Raw genomic sequence first — 18806 nt, 5'->3', positions numbered from 1 at the left:
CTCCTACCAAGGACAGCCTCATGCCGCTCCTTAACCCCGGCGACCGGTTCCCGTCGCTGACCGTCCCGCGTCTCGGCGGCGGTTCACTCGTCCTGCCCGACGCGCTGCACGGCCATTTCGGCGTCGTCCTGTTCTACCGCGGGCACTGGTGCCCGTACTGCAACGCGCAACTGCGCGCCTTCCAGCGCGGGCTGGACGGGCTCGCCGAACTCGACACCAAGGTCGTCGCCCTCAGCGTCGAGAACGAGGCCACCACGCGGGCCCTCGCGGACAAGCACGGCCTGACGTTCCCCCTTGGGCACAGCGCGGACGCGGACGCGCTCGCGGCGGCGACCGGCGCGTTCGTCAACGAGGACCCGGAGTACGTCCAGTCGACGGGCTTCGTCCTCGACGGCGAGGGCAGGATCATCGTGAGCGTGTACTCCAGCGGGGCGATCGGACGGCTTCTGCCCGACGACGTCACCGGCCTGGTCCGCTACCTGCGACAGCACGCGGCCGGCTAGCCGCTCACCGGGTGCCGGGCGGGACGTGATGGGACGTTCCGCCCGCATCCGTGCCCGCGCCCGCCGTCACGCCCCGGCGGGCCGGTGACTCGGAGGACCGGACGTAAGACGGGTGAGCGGTACCGTCGCCAACCCTGTATGACGAGTTCACTCAAGGGCCGCACCGCGCTGGTGACCGGCGCCGGACGGGGCATCGGACGGGCGATCGCACGGGAACTGGCCGAACGAGGGGTAAGCGTGGCACTGGTCGCACGTTCACGCGACGAGCTCACCGACAGCGCCACGTCCGTCCGTGACCTCGGTGGCTCGGCAGTGGTGATACAGGCCGACATCGCCGATCCGGACCAGCTCACCCGGAGCGTGACACGCGCCCGCGACGAACTCGGCGTCGTGGACATCCTCATCAACAACGCCGCCACCGTGTCCCCGCTCGGGCCGAGCGTGAGGGTCGACCCCGCCGACTGGGCGGCCGCGATCGGCCTCAACGTCGTCGCCGTCGCCTCGCTGACCTTCGCGTTGCTGCCCGGGATGCTGGAGCGGAAGTGGGGGCGTGTCGTGAACGTCTCCAGCGGTGTCGTCGCCCGCCCGGCTTCGATGATCGGCGGCAACGCCTACGTCACCGGCAAGACGGCGCTCGAGGCGCACACCGTCAACCTCGCCGCCGAACTGGCCGGCAGTGGCGTCACCGTGAACGTCTACCGTCCCGGATCGGTCGACACCGCGATGCAGGCATGGATCCGCGGCCAGGACCCCGACCGGATCGGCACCGGCCTGCACCGGCGATTCACCCGCTCGTACGACGAGGGCACTCTCATAACCCCGGAACGGTCGGCGAAATCGCTGCTCGACCGGCTCCCGCACGAGGCCACCGGACAGATCTGGGACGTCAGGGAGCCCGGCTGACCCATACTCGCTCCCGAGGCAACGACACCGACCCGTACGAAGAGGTATTCATGACCGCAGTGATCGCGTTCGACGTCAACGAGACCCTGCTGGATCTCCGCCCCCTCGACACCGTCTTCGAAGATCTGCTGGGCTCGGCCGCGCTGCGTGGCCAGTGGTTCGCGCAGATGCTCCAGCTGTCGTTCGTCGGCGGACTGACCGGGGAGTATGTGGACTTCAGCTCCGCCCAGCACGCGGCACTGCGCATGCTGGCCGAGCGGCACGGCCGTGCCGTCACCACGGACGAGGCCACCGCGGTGGTGAGCCGGATGAGCGCGTTGCCGGCCCACGCGGAGGTCGACGGCGCCCTCCGGCGGCTGCGCTCGACCGCGCTCACCGTCGTGGCCCTGGTCAACTCGCTCGAGTCGGTCGCCGAGGCGCAGCTGACCAACGCCGGAATCCGCGAATACTTCGACGGCGTCGTCTCCGCCGACACCGTGAAACGGCTCAAGCCCGCCCCGGAGCCCTACCTCGCGGTCGCGCGGACCTTCGGTGTCGGTATCGCCGACGTACGCCTCGTCGCCGCACACTCATGGGACGTGTCGGGAGCGCTCTCAGCCGGCTGTAAGGCCGCCTTCGTCGCCCGCCCCGGCATGGTCCTGAGCCCACTCGGTGCCCGGCCCGACATCGTCGGCGCGGACATCTCCGAAGTCGTCGACCAGATCATCGCTGCCGACGCCGGATAGCCGCGAGCCGTCACGAGTCGGTGGATCCACCCGACATGACGAGGGTGCGGGTGGGGAACGGGATCTCGATTTCCTCCAGCTGGTAACGCCGGTGAAGCCGCTTGATGAACTCGTGCACGACTACGTACTGGTCGGTGAACTCACGCGTCCGCAGTGTCACCGAGAAGTTGATGCCCGACTCGGCGAACGTGTGGAAGCGCACCGAGGGCACATGGTCATCGACACCGCCGTCCACGCCGGCCATCACCTCCTGGGCCACGTCGACGGTGACCTTCTCCACCTGCTCCAGATCGCTTCCGTAGCCGACGCCCACCTGCACCGTCACGGACAGGTCCTGCGCCGGCCGGTGGTAGTTCGTCAGGATCGCGTCGGCGAAACGCGCGTTCGGGACGATCACCAGGTTGCCGGCGAGCTGGCGGATGGTGGTGTTCCGCCAGTTGATGTCGACGATGTAGCCCTCCTGGTCGCTGTCCAGCCGCACGTAGTCCCCCGGCTGCACCTTGCGCGAGGCCAGGATGTGCACCCCCGCGAAGAGGTTGGCCAGCGTGTCCTGCAGGGCCAGTGCGACAGCGAGGCCGCCGACGCCGAGAGCCGTCAGCAGCGGCGTGATCGACACGCCGAGGCTCTGCAGCAGTACCAGGAGCCCGATCCCGACGACCACCACGCGGACGATGTTCACGAAGATCGTCGCCGACTGCGCGACACCCGCGCGGGCGAGCACGATCGAGGACACGGCACCGGCCGCGAACCGCGCCACCGCGATGGAGACGGTCAGGATGAGAACCGCCACCAGGAGCCGGTCCGCGTCATGCCGGGATCCTGGTCGCAGGTGCACGACCGACACCGACACCCAGAAGCCCAGCACCGACACTGACACCAGAGCAAGGTCGCGCAGCAGCGTGAACAGCAGGTCGTCCCACGCCCAGCGCGTACGGCCGGCACGCCGGGTCAACCAGCCGAGCACCATGCGAAGGCCGAGTCCGATCACCACCGCGGCGACGGCGACGGCCGCGGCCACTGCCAGGCGCTCCCAGTCCGTCGGGTCCGCCACAGGTGCTTCCAGGGTCATTTCAGGAGTAAATTGGATCATCGAGACTTATCATTGCATAATGCAACGATTATGCGTGAATCCGGATGAAGCTCCCAGTCCGGGCGGGCGAACCGGATGCGAGAACACTTCACGTGGCGGACCGGTGCACTGTGCAATGGTTACTCACCTGCCCGGTACACCAGGTAGAACAGGTCTATGGCACAGCACGCCGCCGAGCCGGCACTGAGCGCCGAGCCGCCCGAGGACGACGTCAACGCGGTCACCTCGGCGGTGCTCACGGCGTCCCGGCTGCTGGTGGCGATCTCGGCCCGGTCACTGACGGCCGTCGAGGAACAGGTGACCCTGCCGCAGTTCCGGATGCTCGTCGTCCTCGCCACTCACGGCGAGATGAAACTCGTCGGCCTCGCCGGACGGCTGGCCGTCAACTCCTCGACCGCGATGCGCATGGCCGACCGGCTCAGCGTCGCCGGCCTGATCGACCGCCGGGTCAACCCGGCCAACCGGCGCGAGATCGCGCTACGCCTGACCGAGTACGGGCACCGGATCGTCGAAGACGTCACCGCGCACCGCCGTGAAGAGATCGCCGCCATCGTCACCCGCATGCCGGCCGACCAGCGCACCGGCCTGGTCACCGCGCTGCGCGCGTTCACCGATGCCGGCGGGGAACCCTTCTTCTCGCTGACGGCCCGCGACGCGCTGTCCATCGGCTGGGACTGACCTCCGAGTACGGGCGCCGGCGGGGGCCGGGCACCGTCGTCACCAGCCGCCCATGTACGCCCTCTGTGACAGGTTGCAATGAGATCTTCTCTTGCAGATACCGGACTGATTGATCGTCCGGCCGCCGGAGTTCGCATTGATGACATGCTGAACTCCACGCATGAAGTTGGGACTGTTGAAGGGGGCCGAGATCCTGTTGTAGCCGCCATTGCCGTCGCGTTGGTCGCCACCACCCCAATGGTGATCGAACGCCACGGCCGGAGACCTCGGGATCAGCGCCGCATCGGCCTTGACGTGCGACGACACCCCACCTCCGAACACCACGACCGCAACGGCCATCGCCGCTACAGACGACATATCCACCACTGCCGTGGAGAACAGGCCACTCGCGTGGCGACGGAACATGTCATTGCCTCCCGGCGCACGAATCAACCCCTATGAATCCCCTACATCGCGTACGACGACATACATGCCCCGGCAAGTACTGTTAGCCACACCACAGCGGTCAAAGCGCAGATATTTGCTCGGGCTTTTCCGTCCCAGCGCCGCCACGTGACGCGTCCGGGCGCGACCCGCCTTTACCGCCAAAATCAACCGCAACCGCCCGAAGTTCGCGTCATCGGGGCGCGGGATGTTCTCCCGGATTGCCCGGCTCGGGCATTGACGGACCCTTGACTGCTGGTTAACTTCCAGGAGAGCGCTCTCTGCTCGTCGACACGTGCGCCCCGCCAGCGCCCGGCAAGGGTTCAGGAGCATCCCGCCATGCACGCACGATCAATTCTCCCTGCCGTTCTCCTGCTCATGGTGACAACGTTGTCCTCCATCCTTCTCACCGAGGGCACGGCATCGGCCGCCGCGATCTGCAACAAGTACTGCGACGCACGCGACCCCGCGCAGAGTCCGCAGGACCGGGTGCCGGTGACCGCCACGCTTTCCGGCCGCCAGATCCAGCTGCACTTCGACGACACCGACGCGATGGGCTGGGGATCGGTCGGCAACGGCGGCGCCGGTGACCAGGTGTGGCTGGACCGCTCGATGGACGGCGGCCGGACCTGGAGCGACGGCAGCCGCCTGGGTGCGACGACCGTGCCGTCCGGGCAGGGCGGCTGGCGCACTCTGATGTACAACGTGGACGACTGGAACACCCAGGGCGTCGGCGCGCTGCGCGCGTGCGGCCAGGTGGCGGGCGCCATCGCGTGCACCCCCTGGGCCCGTACGACCTGGAACGCGGGTGACCGGCGCACCGCCGCGGCCACCGCCCTGATGATGTCCTACGACCGGGGCACCAAGCTCTTCGGCGGCAACGGCTGGTGGACCGCCGCCAACGCGCTCACCGCCGTCATCGACAACGTCCGCGTCACCGGGATGGGCAGCTACCGGTACGCCATCGCCGACACCTACGACAGGAACCTCGGCGCGCAGGGCGGCAACTTCACCAACGACTACCTCGACGACACCGGCTGGTGGGGCCTCGCCTGGGTCGACGCGTACGACCTGACCGGTGACGGCCGCTACCTCGCCACCGCGCGTACGGACGCGGACCACATGTTCGCCTACTGGGACGGCACCTGCGGCGGCGGCGTCTGGTGGAGCCAGGCGAAGACGTACAAGAACGCCATCACCAACGAGCTGTTCCTCCAGCTCACCGCCGCGCTACACAACCGCATCGCCGGAGACACGACGTACCTGAGCCGGGCCCAGAACGAGTGGTCGTGGTTCCAGCGCAGCGGCATGATCAACGGCGACCATCTGGTCAACGACGGCCTGACCAGTGGCTGTGCGAACAACGGCCAGCAGACCTGGACGTACAACCAGGGCGTCGTCCTCGGCGGGCTGAGCGAGCTCAACCGGGCCACCGGCGACGCCGGGCTGCTGACCACCGCGCGCACGCTGGCCGACGCCTCCAGCACCAGGCTGACGAGCGGCGGCGTGCTCCGCGAGCCCGGGGAGGGCGACGGCTGCACCGGCGACGGCCCCTCGTTCAAGGGCGCCTACGTACGCGGCCTGGGCGCGCTCAACGGCAGGCTGTCCGGCCATCCGTACGCCGCGACCCTCGCCGGCTGGGCCAACAGCGCGTACACCCACGACCGCGACCCGCTCGACCAGTACGGGCCGCACTGGGCGGGCGGCAGCGGCACGAGCGACTACGGCTGCCAGCAGAGCGTGCTCGACCTCCTCAACGCGGCCGGCTGATCGACGGACGAGGGGCGCCGGCGACGCGGGGGCCGGGTGCGGCCGTACGGGACCGTGCCTCCGGCGCGCCGAACCGGCTAGTGGGGTGTCCACATACGTTCGCCGGGTGTGATCATGCGGCTTTGGGGCGGGGGCGGCCCCAGCGTTGCCCGCGTTCGCTGCGGATGCGGGCGCGTTCGCGGCGTTGTGCGGCCAGGATGTCGGGGTGGCGGGCGTTGGTGTTGCGCCAGCGCAGGTAGGCGTGTAGCCGGCGGGCCAGGACGGTGTGGTTGGGGTGGTCGGAGTTGCCCATCGTGAAGGTCCGCAGAGCCGAACTGGGCTTCGATGGGGTTGGCCCAGGAGGCGTAGGTCGGGGTGAGGCACAGCTCGACCTTGTTCTTCTTGGCCCAGGTGCGGATTGCTGGTGTCTTGTTCGCCGACAGGTTGTCCATGATCACGTAGATCTTGGCGCCGTCGGGGCGGGCTGCCTGGATGGATTTGAGCGCGGCCAGGGAGTGGTCGCCGCCTTTGTGTCTGCGGGTCACGCCCCACGCCTTGGTCATCGCCCAGGGAGTAACAGCCGTGGAAGTAGCGGATGCCGTGGGTGCGGCGGTAGGTGGCGGGCAGCCGGTCCGGCCGTGTCTGCGGTGCCCACGCCGATCCGTGGCAGGGACGGATCGAGAGCGGTCCGAACTGGTCGACTTCCACGTCCGGGTGCGCTGGAAGGAGATCCGGCGGGAATGCAGGATCTGCCGTAGCCGCTCGCGTCCGACATCGATTGTTCGGATGGGGTTGTCGGCCAGGTAGGCGGCGAGTTTGCGGATGCTCCAGTGCGTGAACGAACGCCCCGGCTTCGCCGGGCGTGTGGTGGCCGTCGTGGCGATGAACTCAACATCATCATCACTGATCAGGCGGGGACGGCCTCCCGCCCACTTAGGGTCCAGGGCTGCCAGCCCCGACTCGTTGAACGCATGGATCACCTCCCGGACGGTGTCCTCATCCGCGGCGACCAGCCGCGCGATCGCCGGCACCGGCGTCCCCGACGCCGAGGCCATGATCATCATCGCCCGGCGCACCCGGATCGACTCGTGTTTGCCCCGCCGCACGATCTGGGTCAGCCGCTGACCTTCCTGATCACTCAACCGACGTGCCCGAACCGGTTCTGCCACCCGATGGCCTCACTCTCAACAGCGAACAGGTCGCTACCGACCCTGAGGCCAACAAGCCCCGCCATCACGGACGCCGACCGGCGTGTCACCAAACCCCGTAAACGTTCGTGAACACCGCACTAGGGGCGTGGCCGCAGGTGCTCGCGGAGGAAGGCGATCAGGTGGCCCATCGTCTCCCGGCTCGACCACGGCAGTCCCGATTCCTGGTGGCCGAGGAAGGCGACGTCACCGTGTCCGGCACCCTGAAGCACGTACCGGCGGATCATCCCCTGGCGGGCGCCTCCCGCTGCACCATGGCTCAGCTCTGGAACGAGGCGTGGGTCCTCTGCCCGGACAGCACGCTGGGCCGGCTCACGATGAGTCTGTGCGTCACGGCGGGTTTCGAGCCGAGGATGGCCGCGAGCGTCAACGACATCGGCACCGCGATCGGCCTGGCCGGCATCGGCTGGGGCATCACGATCGCGCCGGAACTCACGCCCGCCGGGTCGGAGGCGAAGCTCGCCCGGATCCCGGTCGACGGGCTGGACACCGTCCGGCACAACGTCGTGATCGTCCGCGACGGCGAACACCTCTCCCCCCGCATGGCCGCGGTGATCGACGCCGTACGCGCGATCAGCGTGGAACCTCATGCCACCGACGCCGGCTAGGCAGGACGTCCGGCTGTGTATAGTCGCCCCTGTCACGCGATTCGAGGAGGTGAGCCCGATGCACACGAACCGTCCTGTCCGGGCACTCCTGATCGCGGCGTCTGTCTGACCCCACGCTCAGGAGCTCGTCCGTCGAGCATCCATGAGCGAAGGAACAATGACAGCCAAGCCTTTCCACATCGCCGTACCCGACGACGTCCTGCACGACCTGCGGACGCGGCTCGCACGTACCCGGTTCACGGCAGTGTCCGACCCCGCGTACTGGGCGGCCGGAGTCGATCCGGGCTACCTGCGTGAGCTGGTCACCTACTGGTCGGACGGGTTCGACTGGCGGGCGGCCGAGTCGGCGCTCAACGCGTATCCGCATCATCTCGCCGAGATCGCCGGCCGGCAGGTGCATTTCGTGCACATACGCGCCGAGCGCGTCGAGGGCGCGCCCGAGCCGTTGCCGCTGATCCTCACGCACGGCTGGCCGAGCAGCTTCGTCGAGATGCTGCGCGTCGCCGAGCGGCTGGCCGACCCGGCGAGCCACGGCGGTGACCCCGCCGACGCGTTCGACGTGGTCATCCCCTCGCTGCCGGGCTTCCTCTACTCCGAAGCACCGCAGGAGCCGTTCACCCGCAGGCGCGTCGCCGAGATCTGGCACACGCTCATGACCCACACCCTCGGCTACCGGCGCTTCGGGGCCTTCGGCGGTGACATCGGGAGCGGGGTGACGCAGTGGCTGGGCGCCCTGTACCCCGAATCGGTCGCCGGCGTCCATGTCACCTCCGCGGTGATCACGACCAACTTCCAGAACGGCCCGCCGACCGCCGACGAGCGGTCGTTTCTCGACGCTCTCGACGCGTACAGCGCGAACGACCAGGGTTATGGGGCGATCATGAGCACCCGGCCGGACACGGTCGCCGCCGCCCTCATGGACTCCCCTGCGGGTCTCGCCGTGTGGATCATCGACAAGTACCGCGACTGGAGCGACTGCGGCGGCGACCTGGAGACCCGCTGGGACAAGGACACTCTGCTGACGGTCGCGACGCTCTTCTGGGCGACCGGAACCATCGGCTCGTCATTCCGGCAGTACTACGACTATCCCCGGAACAGACCGGTCCCGGCGATCACCGTGCCCGCGGCGGTCACCCTGACCAATGAACCGGCGTACATCGGCTACCCGAGGAGCCTCGCCGAACGCCTCTTCGCCGACCTGCGTCACTGGCGCACACCGGAACGTGGAGGTCACTTCATGGCGCACGAGGAGCCCGGCCAGGTCGCAGGCGAGCTGCTGACCTTCTTCCGGCCCCTGAGGTCCGAAGGCTGACGCGCGGCCCCCGCGGCCACCGCGCCGCGGGGGTTGTCATTAAGTGTCGTGTCATCTAATGTCGTGTCATACATCGAGACGGGCGCAATCGCCCGTCCGGCTGAAACAGCCTTGTGTCATGACAGGAGAACCAAGATGAGCTTCCGGATCTCGATCGACATCCAACGCTCGCCCTCGGACGTGTTCGCCTTCGTCGCCGACTTCCGGAACATGCCTCGGTGGTACGAGGCCGTGGAGCGCGTCACGGCGACGACCGCGGGCTCCGCCGGGCAGGGCGCGCGGTTCCAGATGTTCCGGTCGCTCCCCGACGGTCACGCGATCAACGAGGTCGAGGTGACCTCGTTCCAGCCGGAGGAAGAGATCACCTTCACCTCGATCGAGGGCCCGACGCCCTTCCAGTACCGCTACCGGCTCGAAGCGATCTCCGGCGGCACCCGGCTGACGCTCGACGGGCAGATCAGCGCGGAGGGCCTGACCGGACCCGCCGCCCACCTCGGCGGCCTCGCCGAACGGCTCTTCTCCCGTGGGATGAAGACCAACCTGCGCGCGCTCAAGCGAATCATCGAAGCACAGCACGCCGGTGCCTGAGGAACGTCGCTACACGCGGGCCACGGTCCGCGGGCTGTTGTACCCCTCCACCTGTAGCAGCGGGCGGCCCGAGGACAGCGCGCCGGCGGGCCACGAGAGCGTGACGGTCCGTGACTCGCCGGGCAGCAGCCACACGTAATTGTGGCTGTACAGGGTCGGCAGGACGCGCTTGCCGCTCCTGTCGTCCAGCAGTGACAGCCGGACCATCGCCGCGACCGCCGAGCCCCGGTTCTTGATCGTCGCGGTCAGCCCCTGGCGCGAGCCGGAGCGGGTCAGCTGCCCGGCGGAGGCCGAGACCTTGACCTGCCCGGCCCCGTTCAGCGCCTTCATCGCGGCGGGGGTGCGGTAGCGCCAGTAGGTGTTCTCCGACAGCTGCCGCCCCGAACCGTCCTCCAGGGTCAGCCGCAGGAGATGCAGGTCGGGCAGGTCGTCCGTCCAGCCGGCGGTGAACGCCTGCGCCGTGGCCGAGGACGCGACGTCGACCTTCGCGCTGCGGGCGCCGCCGAGCTCCCGGCCGGACAGGTCGTACGCGCGAGCCCGTACGGTCGCGCCCTTGAGCGCACGCGCGGTGTGGTTGACCGCGATGACCTGCCACTTCAGCGGGTCGGCCTGGACGTGCAGAGGCTCGCAGGCCGTGCGCGCCCCGTAGTAGGTGCCGTTGACGTCGAAGTCGTAGTCGTAGGTCTGCCACACCGTGCTGTGCCAGGCCGGGTGCGACATCCACAGCATGAGGCCGCTGGCGTCGTTCCACAGGTTGGCGTTCCATGCCTCGAACATGTTGCGCGTGTTCTCGTAGTTGACGAACTGCGCCTTGCGGGCGAAGTCGTCGAGCCCCTTCGCCGTGTCGAGGCGGGCCTCGATGGCGGCCTTGTAGTTCTGCGGTGCCTGGTTCCCGTGCTCGCTCCAGTCGTGGTAGAACCACGCTCCGCCGATCGGCCACTCAGGCTCGTCGCCGACCATCCGGCGCAGGCTCTCGGCGGTGGAGACGACGGGCATGCCGATCTCGGTGTGGAAGCCGAAGCTGTGGCTGCCGTACGACGAGGGGTCGTAGTACTTCTCCGGCTCGACCCAGTTGTACGGGCCGCCGCCGGTGATGATGCCCCCGGCCGAGTTGTTCTGGTACAGGATGCCGGGGGCCTGCGACTGCACCGCGTCACGCATGCCCTTGTCGATCGCGTCCGGCGGGTTGCCCTCGTTGGCGCCGCACCACACCACGACACAGGGGTGGCTGCGGTAGCGGAGCACGGTGTCGGCGGCCAGGTCGTTGTACGCCTGGTGGTCCGGCGGGTCCATCCCCCAAGCGTTGGGGAAGTCGTTCCACACCAGGATGCCGTGCTCGTCGCAACTGGCGAAGAACTCCTCCCGGTCACTCGAACCGACCCAGTTGCGGATCATGGTGAAGTTCATGTCGCGGTGCATCCGCACCGCCGCGTCCATCCGGGCCGGGTCCATCCGGCGCAGGAGTTCGTCCCACCCCCAGTTGCCTCCGCGGGCGAGGACGCGCGTTCCGTTGACACTGATCTTCAGCGGCTCCGGGGTGTTGGTCACGGACTTCACGTCCGTCCACTTGTCACCGTCGTCGGACACCTGGATCACGTACGTCTTCGGGTACGCCTGCTCCCAGACGATCGTCACCCGGTCGAACCGGCGCGAGGAGTCCAGGTCCACCTGGATCCACTGGTCGTCCTCGTACTCCGACGACCAGCGGCTGCCCGGATTGCCGTCGGTGGCGTTCTTCGCCGGGTTCGACGAGTCCTCGGTCGAGGCCTTGACCGACTTGTGCAACGCGAGGTCGGTGCCCGGATCGGCGCTGTCGACCACGGACAGCGACCACAGTGAGTTGCCCCAGCTGGTGTTCCGCAGGCCGCACTGGATCCGCAGGTAGCGTGCGGTCCGCGCGGCGAAGTCCTCGGTCTGCAGGCTGGCGTCGCCGCTGTTGAAGGGCAGCGGCACCGCGGTGTTGTCGACCGACTCGGCGTCGGTCCAGGCCGAGCCGTCGGCCGACACCTGCACCACGTACGTCTGGGCGTACGCCTGCTCCCACACCAGGTCGACCTGGTCGAACGACTGCACGGAGCCCAGGTCCACCTGGATCCACTGGTCGTCCTCGAACACCGAGGACCAGCGGGTGCCCGGGTCGCCGTCGGTGACGTTGCCGGGCTGGTGGTCGTCCTCGTCCACGGTGGAGGAGGTGGCCTTCGCGTGCTGGGCCAGGTCCGTCCCCGGCCGTGAGCTGTCGAGGACCGAGAGCGTCCACAGTGACGATCCCCACCCGGTGGCGCGTGTCAGGCACCTGATCCGCACGTACTGGGCGTTCTGCCGGCCGAGCGCGACGGACTGGGTGTACGCGTCACCGGTGCTGGTGAACGGCAGCGGCACCTTGGACTCGTAGCCGAACTGGCGGATGCCGAAACGGGTGGTGCGCCGGTCGCTCTCCTTGCCGTCGACCGAGGCGGTCATCGTGAGGTCGTGCAGGTCGGGGCTGCCGAGGCCGTTGGGCCACCACAGCTTCGGGTCGCGCAGCCGCAGCCGGTCGAAGGCGTCCGGGGTGAAGGTGACGTCGACGCTCTTACCGGCCGGGACCGTGACGGCCTGGGAGATCCGTACGTCGTCGAAGGAGGCGGTGACGGTCGTCTTGTGGTCGGACGAGCCGGCGTTGCGGACCGGGACGACGATGGTGAGTTCGGCGGTGGAGGTGTCGGGCAGGCCCGGGAGCGCGGTGTCCACCCGTGCGTCGCCGATCACGACGTGGCCGGTGGACCGCAGCCGTACGTGGTTCCAGATTCCGGACACGCGGTCGCGTACGGCGGGCATCCAGTCCCAGCCGGACGAGGCGAGGTACGTCGGCGAGTTGAGGTTCATCTGCTGGGCTCCGGCGTCCACCCAGGACTCGCCGGCCGGGCCCTTGTCACCGGGGCTGCCGGGGACGGGCATCGGTGTGATCTTCACCGCCAGCGCCTGTTCTTTCGCGGCGAGCAACGACGTCACGTCGTGGGCCGCGCGGGCGAACGGATACGTCAGCCCGCCGACGTGCTGTCCGTTGAGCCAGATGTCGGCCTGGTGGTTGACGCCGTCGAACTCCAGCCAGACGTGACGTCCCGGCCCGGTGGCCAGGCCGCGCGGCAGGTCGAAGTCGCGCTTGTACCACCAGGAGTGGCGCGACAGAGCCTCGGGGATGTGCAGGTTGTTCAGGCCGGCGACCGGATCCGGCAGGTGGCCCTGCTCGACCAGCGAGGCGAGGACCGTGCCGGGGACGGTCGCGGGCAGCCACCGGCTGGTGTCCACCGAGGTACGGGACAGGTCCGCGCCCTCGCCGCCGGCCCAGTCGTCCATGGTCAGCGTCCAGCCCGACTCCAGCGGCACCGTGCCGTCCGAGGCGACCTTCAGCTCAGGGGCCTTGTGGTCGTGCGTCCCCCAGTCGGTCCAGCCGGTGGCGGAAGGCCGGTGGCCCGGCGCGGTGCCGTACACCTCGAAGCCGTTGAGGCCCAGGGGGTTGGGGTTGGAGCGCTTACGGGCCGTCATTCGCACCCACCGGGCGGCGACCGGCCTGTCCAGGTCGATGTTCACGACACCGCCGGTGCCGGCGGTGGTGCTGTGGACGCTCGTCCACGAGTGGTTGTCCCGTGACGTCTCCACGGCGAAGTCGAGCGCGTAGCTCGACAGGATCTCCTTACCGGTGGTGCCGTCGGCGGGGTTGCCCGTGGCGGGCGGCACGAACACCGGGTCCTTCTCGTCGGCCTCGAAGGTGAGGCGGATCGACGTGACCTGACAGTCCGCCTGCAGGTCGACCGAGATCCACTGCGGGTCGCCGTCCGCGGCACGCCATCCGGTCCCTCTCACTCCGGGCGAGGTGATCCTGTCCACGACGAACTCGCCGGGCGTGGGCGCGTAGTCGGTCGAGGAGACCCTGATGGGGCGGTACGCGGCGAGCTCGCCGGGTTGGGCGGGTGCGCTCCTCCGCTCGGCGGCGGAGCTCGTCCCCGGGATCACGGCGGCGAGGCCGAAGCCGGCCAGGAGAGTGGAGCCGGTGGCGAGGACGGATCGTCGAGAGGGGTGACGCAACTGATTCGGCTGATCTGTCATGAACCGGTCCAATCCAAGTACGAGCCCAGCGGGGGGCCTATGACAACGTTGTCATAGGTACGGCTTGGTGTCCGCTTCTGTCAAGACTTACGACTATGTCCGTTTCCGAGGAAAGTGCGCCGCACGGTCTCGCGTGTGACCGGCATCCCGATGCGACGCGCTTCGCCCGAATGGCGCACACGGCGGGGCGCCGGTGACCGATAATGGCCGGTAACCGAGGATCTATCCGGTCCTCGTTCCGGGGGTCGTTGGTCTTTTCGAGTCGCTTCGGAGGCAGGGACGATGGCCGAACAGCGTGCGGACGGGTACACGGTCGACACCACCGCGGGGCTGCGCGGCTTCCGTGACGGGACGTTGGCGAACGTGGCCGGCGGGCTTCCGGACCTGGGGCAGATGATCGCGGCGGCCGGACTGACGCCCGACGCCTTCCCGTCCGTGGTCGCCGGTGCCGGCCGCAAACGCGACGCGACCCTCGACACGATGCTGCGGACGGTACGCGGCCTGACCAGCACCGCCGACGGCCACATCGACGACCTGACCCGTGCGGCCGCCGGCTACGACGGGGCCGAGGACGCCGCGCTCGCCACGGTCGCGGGCCGGGACCCCGCGCCGGGGGCCGACCGGCCCTCCGCCAAGGACCCGAACGGGAGTGTGCCGTCCACCATCCCGGCGGACACGACGTCGCCGGCCGGCGCCGGACCGGACGCCGTCCTCGCCCTGTACGGGCGGCTGGAGAAGCTGTGCGGCGCCCTCGGGCTGGCGAACGCCATCCGGCCGGCCGGCGCCCTGCTCACCGCGAACGTCCGCGACCCACAGCCGTTCGGCGACGCGGCCCGCCGGCTCGACCAGGCCCAGGCGTCGGCGAGCCGGCTCCACGCGGACGTCCCCGCGGGACTCGACCTGCTCGCCGCCGACTGGACGGGACAGGCCCACGACGCGCACCGGGACGCGACGCTGAACACCTACCAGCCACCCCTGGCCGCCTTGCAGGACCATGCCCAGAACCTGGCCTACAAGGACCTGCAGAGCCAGGATGCGCAGCGGCGGTTCCACGACCGCATGGTGATCATCCTCGGCTGGGCGTTCATGGTGCTCTCGGTGTTGATGGCCATGGTCGGGTTCAACTTCATGTTCGCCGGAGCGGTCCTGCGGGGCATCGTTTGGCTGGGGGCCGCGTTCGTCTTCGCGACCGTCGGCGCCGTCAAGGCCCTGTACACCGACTGGCCGGAGTAGAACGCCGCGTCCGGCGACTATTCGATGCCTTGCTCGAGGGCGTAGCGCACCAGCTGTGCCTTGTTGTGCAGCCGCAGCTTGCCGAGCGTGTTCTGCACGTGGTTCTGGACGGTCCGGTGCGAGAGTACGAGACGCTCGGCGATCTCCCGGTACGTCAGGCCCGTCGCGACGAGGCGCAGGACCTCCGTCTCGCGGCCGGTCAGCCGGGGGGTGCCCCGCTCCGGTGAACCGCCGAGGCGGTGGTACTCACCCAGGACGAGGCCGGCCAGGCCGGGCGTGAAGACCGTCTCGCCGGCCGCCGCCGCCCGTATCGCCGTCATCACCTCGTCGAGCCGCGCGGACTTCACGAGATATCCGGTGGCGCCCGCGGTCATGGCCTCCAGAACATTTCGCTGCTCGCCACTCGCGGACAGGATGAGCACGTGGATCGAAGCGTCGGCGGCCAGCAGCCGGCGGGTGACCTCGGCGCCGGGCATGTCGGGCAGCTGGAGGTCGAGCAGTACGACGTCCGGACGGGTCGCGCGGACGAGCCGCAGCGCCTGCGCTCCATCGGCGGCGGTGCCCGCAAGGGTGAAGCCCCGCTCCGCCAGTTTCTCGGCGAGGCCATCGCGCCAGATCGGATGGTCGTCGACGACGAGCACCCGCGGCGGCTCGTCAGTCGCGCGGCACACGAAGCCCCACCTCGGTCCCTTTTCCCGGCGTGGAGATCACATCGGCCTCCCCGCCCACCTCATGGATCCGGCCGACGATCGACTGGGCGACCCCGATGCGGCCGGCCTCGACCGCCTGCGCGAGCCTGCTCGCCGCGAACCCCGTGCCGTCGTCGCGTACGGTCACGGTGACCGCTCCGCCCTCGTCCTCCAGCAGCACCCAGGCCCGGGCGTCCACGCCCGCGTGGCGGCGCGCGTTGCCGAGCGCCTCGCCGGCCGCGGCCGCCAGTGCCTCCGCGGTGGCGTACGGGAGCCACACCGCGTCCCCCGGACAGGAGACCGTGATCCGCCCGCCGGCAAGGGGCTCCAGCAACGTCCGCAGGTCCACCTGCCCGTCGCGACCGGGCGACGGCGCCCCCGTCACCAGCGATCGGAGCGCCTTCTCCTGTTCGGCGGCCAGCCTGGCGAGGTCGGCGGCCTCACCGCCGAGTTCCCGGCCCCGCATGCCGACCAACGCCAGAACCTGCAGGACCGAGTCGTGGATGTCGCGGGCGAGCCGCTCCCGTTCCGCCGTTGCCGCCTCCAGCCGGACGGCGCGATCCGCGGCGGTCTCCGCGCGGAGCACGAGGCGTACGACATGGCCGCCGACGATCCCGGCGATCAGGAGCAGCACGATCCCGTTGAACGTGTTCTGCGGCAGTGCCCGGCGCTCGAGCACGTCCGCGGCCGAGACCGCGGCCGCTCCGGCCAGCCCTGCCCACGGTCCGCCCGCGACGGCGCATGCCAGCACCGAGGCCGCCGCCCAGGAGACCGGCAGAGTGGCCGCACCGTGGTCGATCCGCGCGGCCGTCTCGACCCAGCGGGTGCCGATGACGATTAAGACCGCGACCACCACATCGGCGGCGGCGAGCCAGGCTCTTCGCTCCGGGGACCGCGCGTAGGCGACCGTCGTCGTCGCGGACCAGCCGGCCATGATTCCGAGAACAAGAATCCCGCCCGCGGGATGTGCGTACCGCCCGTAGTTCCCGAAGATCAGTACTCCGGCGTAGACGAGGGTCACAAGGCGGAATACCCCGACCGCCCGCCACATCTGCTCCACCACGGTTGTGACAGTAAAGGCCATTGCCCACCACGCGCGAGAGCGTTGATTCCCCCGTCGCGGTCCGGCACTCGCCCGGGCGGCCGCGAATCACGTGTCGACCCTGAACGGATCGTGTTCGGCCAGCAGCTTGTCCAGGCGCGCCTGGTCCACACGCCCGGAGACGGTGGCCTCTTCCTGCCGGTCTCGCACGCATTTGGCAAGCGTGAACGTGGAGGTCACCGCGTACAGCAGGGCGAGCCCGAGAAAGGCACGTATCCATCCGCCGACCGGCAGATAGGCGATGCCGATCACGCAGGCCGCCAATGACACGCCGAACGAGATGGCCGCCTGGACGAGGAATGCGGGGGTGGTGCTTGACTTGACCGTTGTGCTCATGCCGTCATCGTCACCTCCTACGGCCATCCGCACATGAGCAATAGTGCTCAACTCCGGCCGCCGGCGTGCCCGCCCGTGTGCCGCAGGGCGCGCTCGTGGTGCGGCGGCGCGATTAGCAACCACCCGGACATTTCGTCAGAACGACGGTCAGCGCGGGACAGCATGGCCGACATGACGGATCCGGGTCTAAGATCCCCATCCTACGGGCGGCCGGTCCCGTCTCGAATCGAGCGATATCACGGGTGATGGCACATGGAGCAGCGGAAAACGCCGGTTATGCGATTCGCGGAGCGCGCGATGACGAACGCACCGTCGTACGCGCGGCCCAGTGCCGAGAAGAGCGCCTCGTGACCGCGCCGGAGACCGAAGGCGCACATTCCGGCGCGGTGCCGCTGTACGGGCAGCGCTTCGAGGCCGACACCGAGGCGCTGTTCCGTGAGATGCGGCGCGACCACGGGCCGGTCGTGCCGGTCCTGCTCGAAAGCGGCGACCCCGCGTGGCTGGTCGTCGGCTACCGCGAGGCGCAGCGCGTCCTCTCCGACGGGCAGTTGTTCGCCCGTGACCCGTACCGCTGCCACGGCGCGGAGTACGTGCCACCGCAGGCCGTGGGTTACACGCCCGGCATGCTGATGTTCCTGGACGGGCAGGTGCACGCGCGCCGCGCCGGCGCGGTCGCCGCCGCGCTCGGCGAGGTGGACCAGTTCGGGCTGCGGGCCGACTGCGAGCGGTTCGCCGACCGGCTGATCGACTCCTTCGCCCCCGCCGGTGAGGTCGAGCTCATGGAGCAGTACGCGTACCGGATGCCGGTGCTCGTCATGGGCGGCATGCTCGGGCTGCCCGACTCCGAGCTGATGGGCGTCGCCCAGGACATGAAGACGATGAGTGACGGCCGCGAGGATGCCCTCGACGCGTACGTCCGGTTCATGGCGGTGATGACGAGTCTCATCGAGACCAAGCGCGCGCGGCCGGGGCGTGACGTCCTGTCCCGCCTGCTCGGCTACGCGACCGGAGTCACCGACGAGGAGCTGATCCAGGACATCCTCGTGGTGATCTCCGGCAGCCAGGAGAACACCGCCAACTGGATCGGCAACACGCTGCGTCTCATGCTGACCGACGACCGCTTCGCGCTGACCCTCTCGGGCGGCCGCCGCAGCGTCGGTCAGGCGCTGAACGAGGTGCTGTGGGAGGACACGCCGGTGAAGGCCACCCCGGGCCGCTGGGCGACCGGTGACACCGAGCTCGGCGGCCAGAGCATCCGGGCCGGCGACGTGATGATCGTCGGGCTGGCCGGCGCCAACGCCGACCCGCGGGTACGGCCCGCCGTCCACGGTGACTCGGGCGGGAACCACGCCCACCTCGCGTTCGGCACCGGCGACCACGGATGCCCCCACCCGGCACCGGAACTCGCCGAGGTCATCGCGCATACGGCCATCGAGGTGCTGCTCGACCGGCTCCCGGACCTGCGCCTCGCGGTTCCGGAGGACGAGCTCGAATGGCGGCCCGCCCTCCACGTCCGCGGCCTGTCAGTGCTGCCGGTGAGCTTCACGCCCGCGTACGTCATCGAGGGCGGCTGACC

General features: G+C 69.5%; 16 protein-coding genes and 1 pseudogene. 10 read left to right on the top strand and 7 right to left on the bottom strand.

Features of this window, described 5'->3' with window-relative positions; genetic code table 11:
• Positions 1-20 precede the first annotated feature (20 nt).
• The 3 genes from FB559_RS24275 (at position 21) to FB559_RS24265 (ending at position 2131) form a co-directional block, all read left to right on the top strand.
• Positions 21-503, top strand: a complete 483-nt coding sequence (locus tag FB559_RS24275; RefSeq protein ID WP_141957947.1) for a redoxin domain-containing protein — start codon at positions 21-23, stop codon at positions 501-503.
• Between the two features lie 138 nt (positions 504-641).
• The gene (locus tag FB559_RS24270) at positions 642-1406 is read left to right on the top strand and encodes an SDR family NAD(P)-dependent oxidoreductase (protein ID WP_141957945.1); all 765 of its coding nucleotides are present in this window, start codon (positions 642-644) and stop codon (positions 1404-1406) included.
• Between the two features lie 50 nt (positions 1407-1456).
• Positions 1457-2131 (top strand): haloacid dehalogenase type II, encoded by a 675-nt coding sequence (locus FB559_RS24265; protein WP_141957943.1) that lies wholly within the window; start codon positions 1457-1459, stop codon positions 2129-2131.
• A gap of 10 nt (positions 2132-2141) precedes the next feature.
• On the opposite strand, the gene FB559_RS24260 is transcribed toward FB559_RS24265, so the two are convergent.
• Complete coding sequence (locus FB559_RS24260; RefSeq protein ID WP_141957942.1) at positions 2142-3200, bottom strand: mechanosensitive ion channel family protein; 1059 nt, start codon at positions 3198-3200, stop codon at positions 2142-2144.
• Between the two features lie 177 nt (positions 3201-3377).
• Between FB559_RS24260 and FB559_RS24255 the strand changes: the two genes are divergently transcribed.
• Positions 3378-3899, top strand: a complete 522-nt coding sequence (locus FB559_RS24255) for a MarR family winged helix-turn-helix transcriptional regulator (protein ID WP_141957941.1) — start codon at positions 3378-3380, stop codon at positions 3897-3899.
• A gap of 39 nt (positions 3900-3938) precedes the next feature.
• Here FB559_RS24255 and FB559_RS24250 read toward each other — a convergent pair whose 3' ends face one another.
• Positions 3939-4304, bottom strand: coding sequence for a hypothetical protein (locus tag FB559_RS24250; protein WP_141957940.1), 366 nt, complete (start codon positions 4302-4304; stop codon positions 3939-3941).
• A gap of 408 nt (positions 4305-4712) precedes the next feature.
• On the opposite strand from FB559_RS24250, the gene FB559_RS24245 reads away from it, so the two are divergent.
• Positions 4713-6092: a glycoside hydrolase family 76 protein gene (locus FB559_RS24245; protein WP_221640154.1), complete on the top strand. Its 1380-nt coding sequence runs from the start codon at positions 4713-4715 to the stop codon at positions 6090-6092.
• A 112-nt stretch (positions 6093-6204) separates the two neighbouring features.
• Here the strand turns inward: FB559_RS24245 and FB559_RS46470 are convergent.
• Positions 6205-7240: pseudogene (locus tag FB559_RS46470) on the bottom strand (helix-turn-helix domain-containing protein).
• A gap of 107 nt (positions 7241-7347) precedes the next feature.
• Between FB559_RS46470 and FB559_RS24235 the strand changes: the two are divergent.
• From FB559_RS24235 to FB559_RS24225, 3 genes are all read left to right on the top strand, one after another.
• A complete protein-coding gene (locus FB559_RS24235) occupies positions 7348-7887 on the top strand; it encodes a LysR family transcriptional regulator substrate-binding protein (protein WP_141957938.1) in 540 nt (179 codons plus the stop codon).
• 157 nt (positions 7888-8044) lie between these two features.
• A complete protein-coding gene (locus tag FB559_RS24230) occupies positions 8045-9199 on the top strand; it encodes an epoxide hydrolase family protein (RefSeq protein WP_141957937.1) in 1155 nt (384 codons plus the stop codon).
• 135 nt (positions 9200-9334) lie between these two features.
• Positions 9335-9787 carry an SRPBCC family protein gene (locus FB559_RS24225; protein WP_141957936.1) on the top strand — a complete coding sequence of 151 codons (453 nt, stop codon included), beginning with the start codon at positions 9335-9337 and terminating at the stop codon, positions 9785-9787.
• A 9-nt stretch (positions 9788-9796) separates the two neighbouring features.
• Here the strand turns inward: FB559_RS24225 and FB559_RS24220 are convergent, their stop codons facing one another.
• Positions 9797-13870, bottom strand: coding sequence for a discoidin domain-containing protein (locus tag FB559_RS24220; protein ID WP_141957933.1), 4074 nt, complete (start codon positions 13868-13870; stop codon positions 9797-9799).
• A 282-nt stretch (positions 13871-14152) separates the two neighbouring features.
• Here FB559_RS24220 and FB559_RS24215 point away from each other — a divergent pair, with 282 nt between their 5' ends.
• Positions 14153-15103, top strand: a complete 951-nt coding sequence (locus FB559_RS24215) for a hypothetical protein (protein ID WP_141957931.1) — start codon at positions 14153-14155, stop codon at positions 15101-15103.
• A gap of 17 nt (positions 15104-15120) precedes the next feature.
• Here FB559_RS24215 and FB559_RS24210 read toward each other — a convergent pair whose 3' ends face one another.
• The 3 genes from FB559_RS24210 to FB559_RS24200 form a co-directional block, all read right to left on the bottom strand.
• The gene (locus FB559_RS24210) at positions 15121-15774 is read right to left on the bottom strand and encodes a response regulator (protein ID WP_141957929.1); all 654 of its coding nucleotides are present in this window, start codon (positions 15772-15774) and stop codon (positions 15121-15123) included.
• A complete protein-coding gene (macS, locus tag FB559_RS24205; protein ID WP_246121990.1) occupies positions 15758-16855 on the bottom strand; it encodes a MacS family sensor histidine kinase in 1098 nt (365 codons plus the stop codon). Before macS ends, FB559_RS24210 begins: the two co-directional genes overlap by 17 nt.
• A gap of 87 nt (positions 16856-16942) precedes the next feature.
• Positions 16943-17230 carry a YiaA/YiaB family inner membrane protein gene (locus FB559_RS24200; RefSeq protein ID WP_141957925.1) on the bottom strand — a complete coding sequence of 96 codons (288 nt, stop codon included), beginning with the start codon at positions 17228-17230 and terminating at the stop codon, positions 16943-16945.
• Between the two features lie 347 nt (positions 17231-17577).
• On the opposite strand from FB559_RS24200, the gene FB559_RS24195 reads away from it, so the two are divergent.
• The gene (locus FB559_RS24195; protein ID WP_141957922.1) at positions 17578-18804 is read left to right on the top strand and encodes a cytochrome P450 family protein; all 1227 of its coding nucleotides are present in this window, start codon (positions 17578-17580) and stop codon (positions 18802-18804) included.
• The last annotated feature ends 2 nt before the right edge of the window (positions 18805-18806 follow it).

Source organism: Actinoallomurus bryophytorum, assembly GCF_006716425.1.
GTDB lineage: Bacteria > Actinomycetota > Actinomycetes > Streptosporangiales > Streptosporangiaceae > Actinoallomurus > Actinoallomurus bryophytorum.
This window is presented reverse-complemented; position numbering and strand designations above follow the sequence as displayed.

Bases quoted from the DNA above. Each gene is read 5' to 3' on its own strand.
- FB559_RS24275 (WP_141957947.1), top strand. From the start codon at position 21: ATGCCGCTCCTTAACCCCGGCGACCGGTTCCCGTCGCTGACCGTCCCG.
- FB559_RS24270 (WP_141957945.1), top strand. From the start codon at position 642: ATGACGAGTTCACTCAAGGGCCGCACCGCGCTGGTGACCGGCGCCGGA.
- FB559_RS24265 (WP_141957943.1), top strand. From the start codon at position 1,457: ATGACCGCAGTGATCGCGTTCGACGTCAACGAGACCCTGCTGGATCTC.
- FB559_RS24260 (WP_141957942.1), bottom strand. From the start codon at position 3,200: ATGACCCTGGAAGCACCTGTGGCGGACCCGACGGACTGGGAGCGCCTG.
- FB559_RS24255 (WP_141957941.1), top strand. From the start codon at position 3,378: ATGGCACAGCACGCCGCCGAGCCGGCACTGAGCGCCGAGCCGCCCGAG.
- FB559_RS24250 (WP_141957940.1), bottom strand. From the start codon at position 4,304: ATGTTCCGTCGCCACGCGAGTGGCCTGTTCTCCACGGCAGTGGTGGAT.
- FB559_RS24230 (WP_141957937.1), top strand. From the start codon at position 8,045: ATGACAGCCAAGCCTTTCCACATCGCCGTACCCGACGACGTCCTGCAC.
- FB559_RS24225 (WP_141957936.1), top strand. From the start codon at position 9,335: ATGAGCTTCCGGATCTCGATCGACATCCAACGCTCGCCCTCGGACGTG.
- FB559_RS24220 (WP_141957933.1), bottom strand. From the start codon at position 13,870: ATGACAGATCAGCCGAATCAGTTGCGTCACCCCTCTCGACGATCCGTC.
- FB559_RS24215 (WP_141957931.1), top strand. From the start codon at position 14,153: ATGGCCGAACAGCGTGCGGACGGGTACACGGTCGACACCACCGCGGGG.
- FB559_RS24200 (WP_141957925.1), bottom strand. From the start codon at position 17,230: ATGAGCACAACGGTCAAGTCAAGCACCACCCCCGCATTCCTCGTCCAG.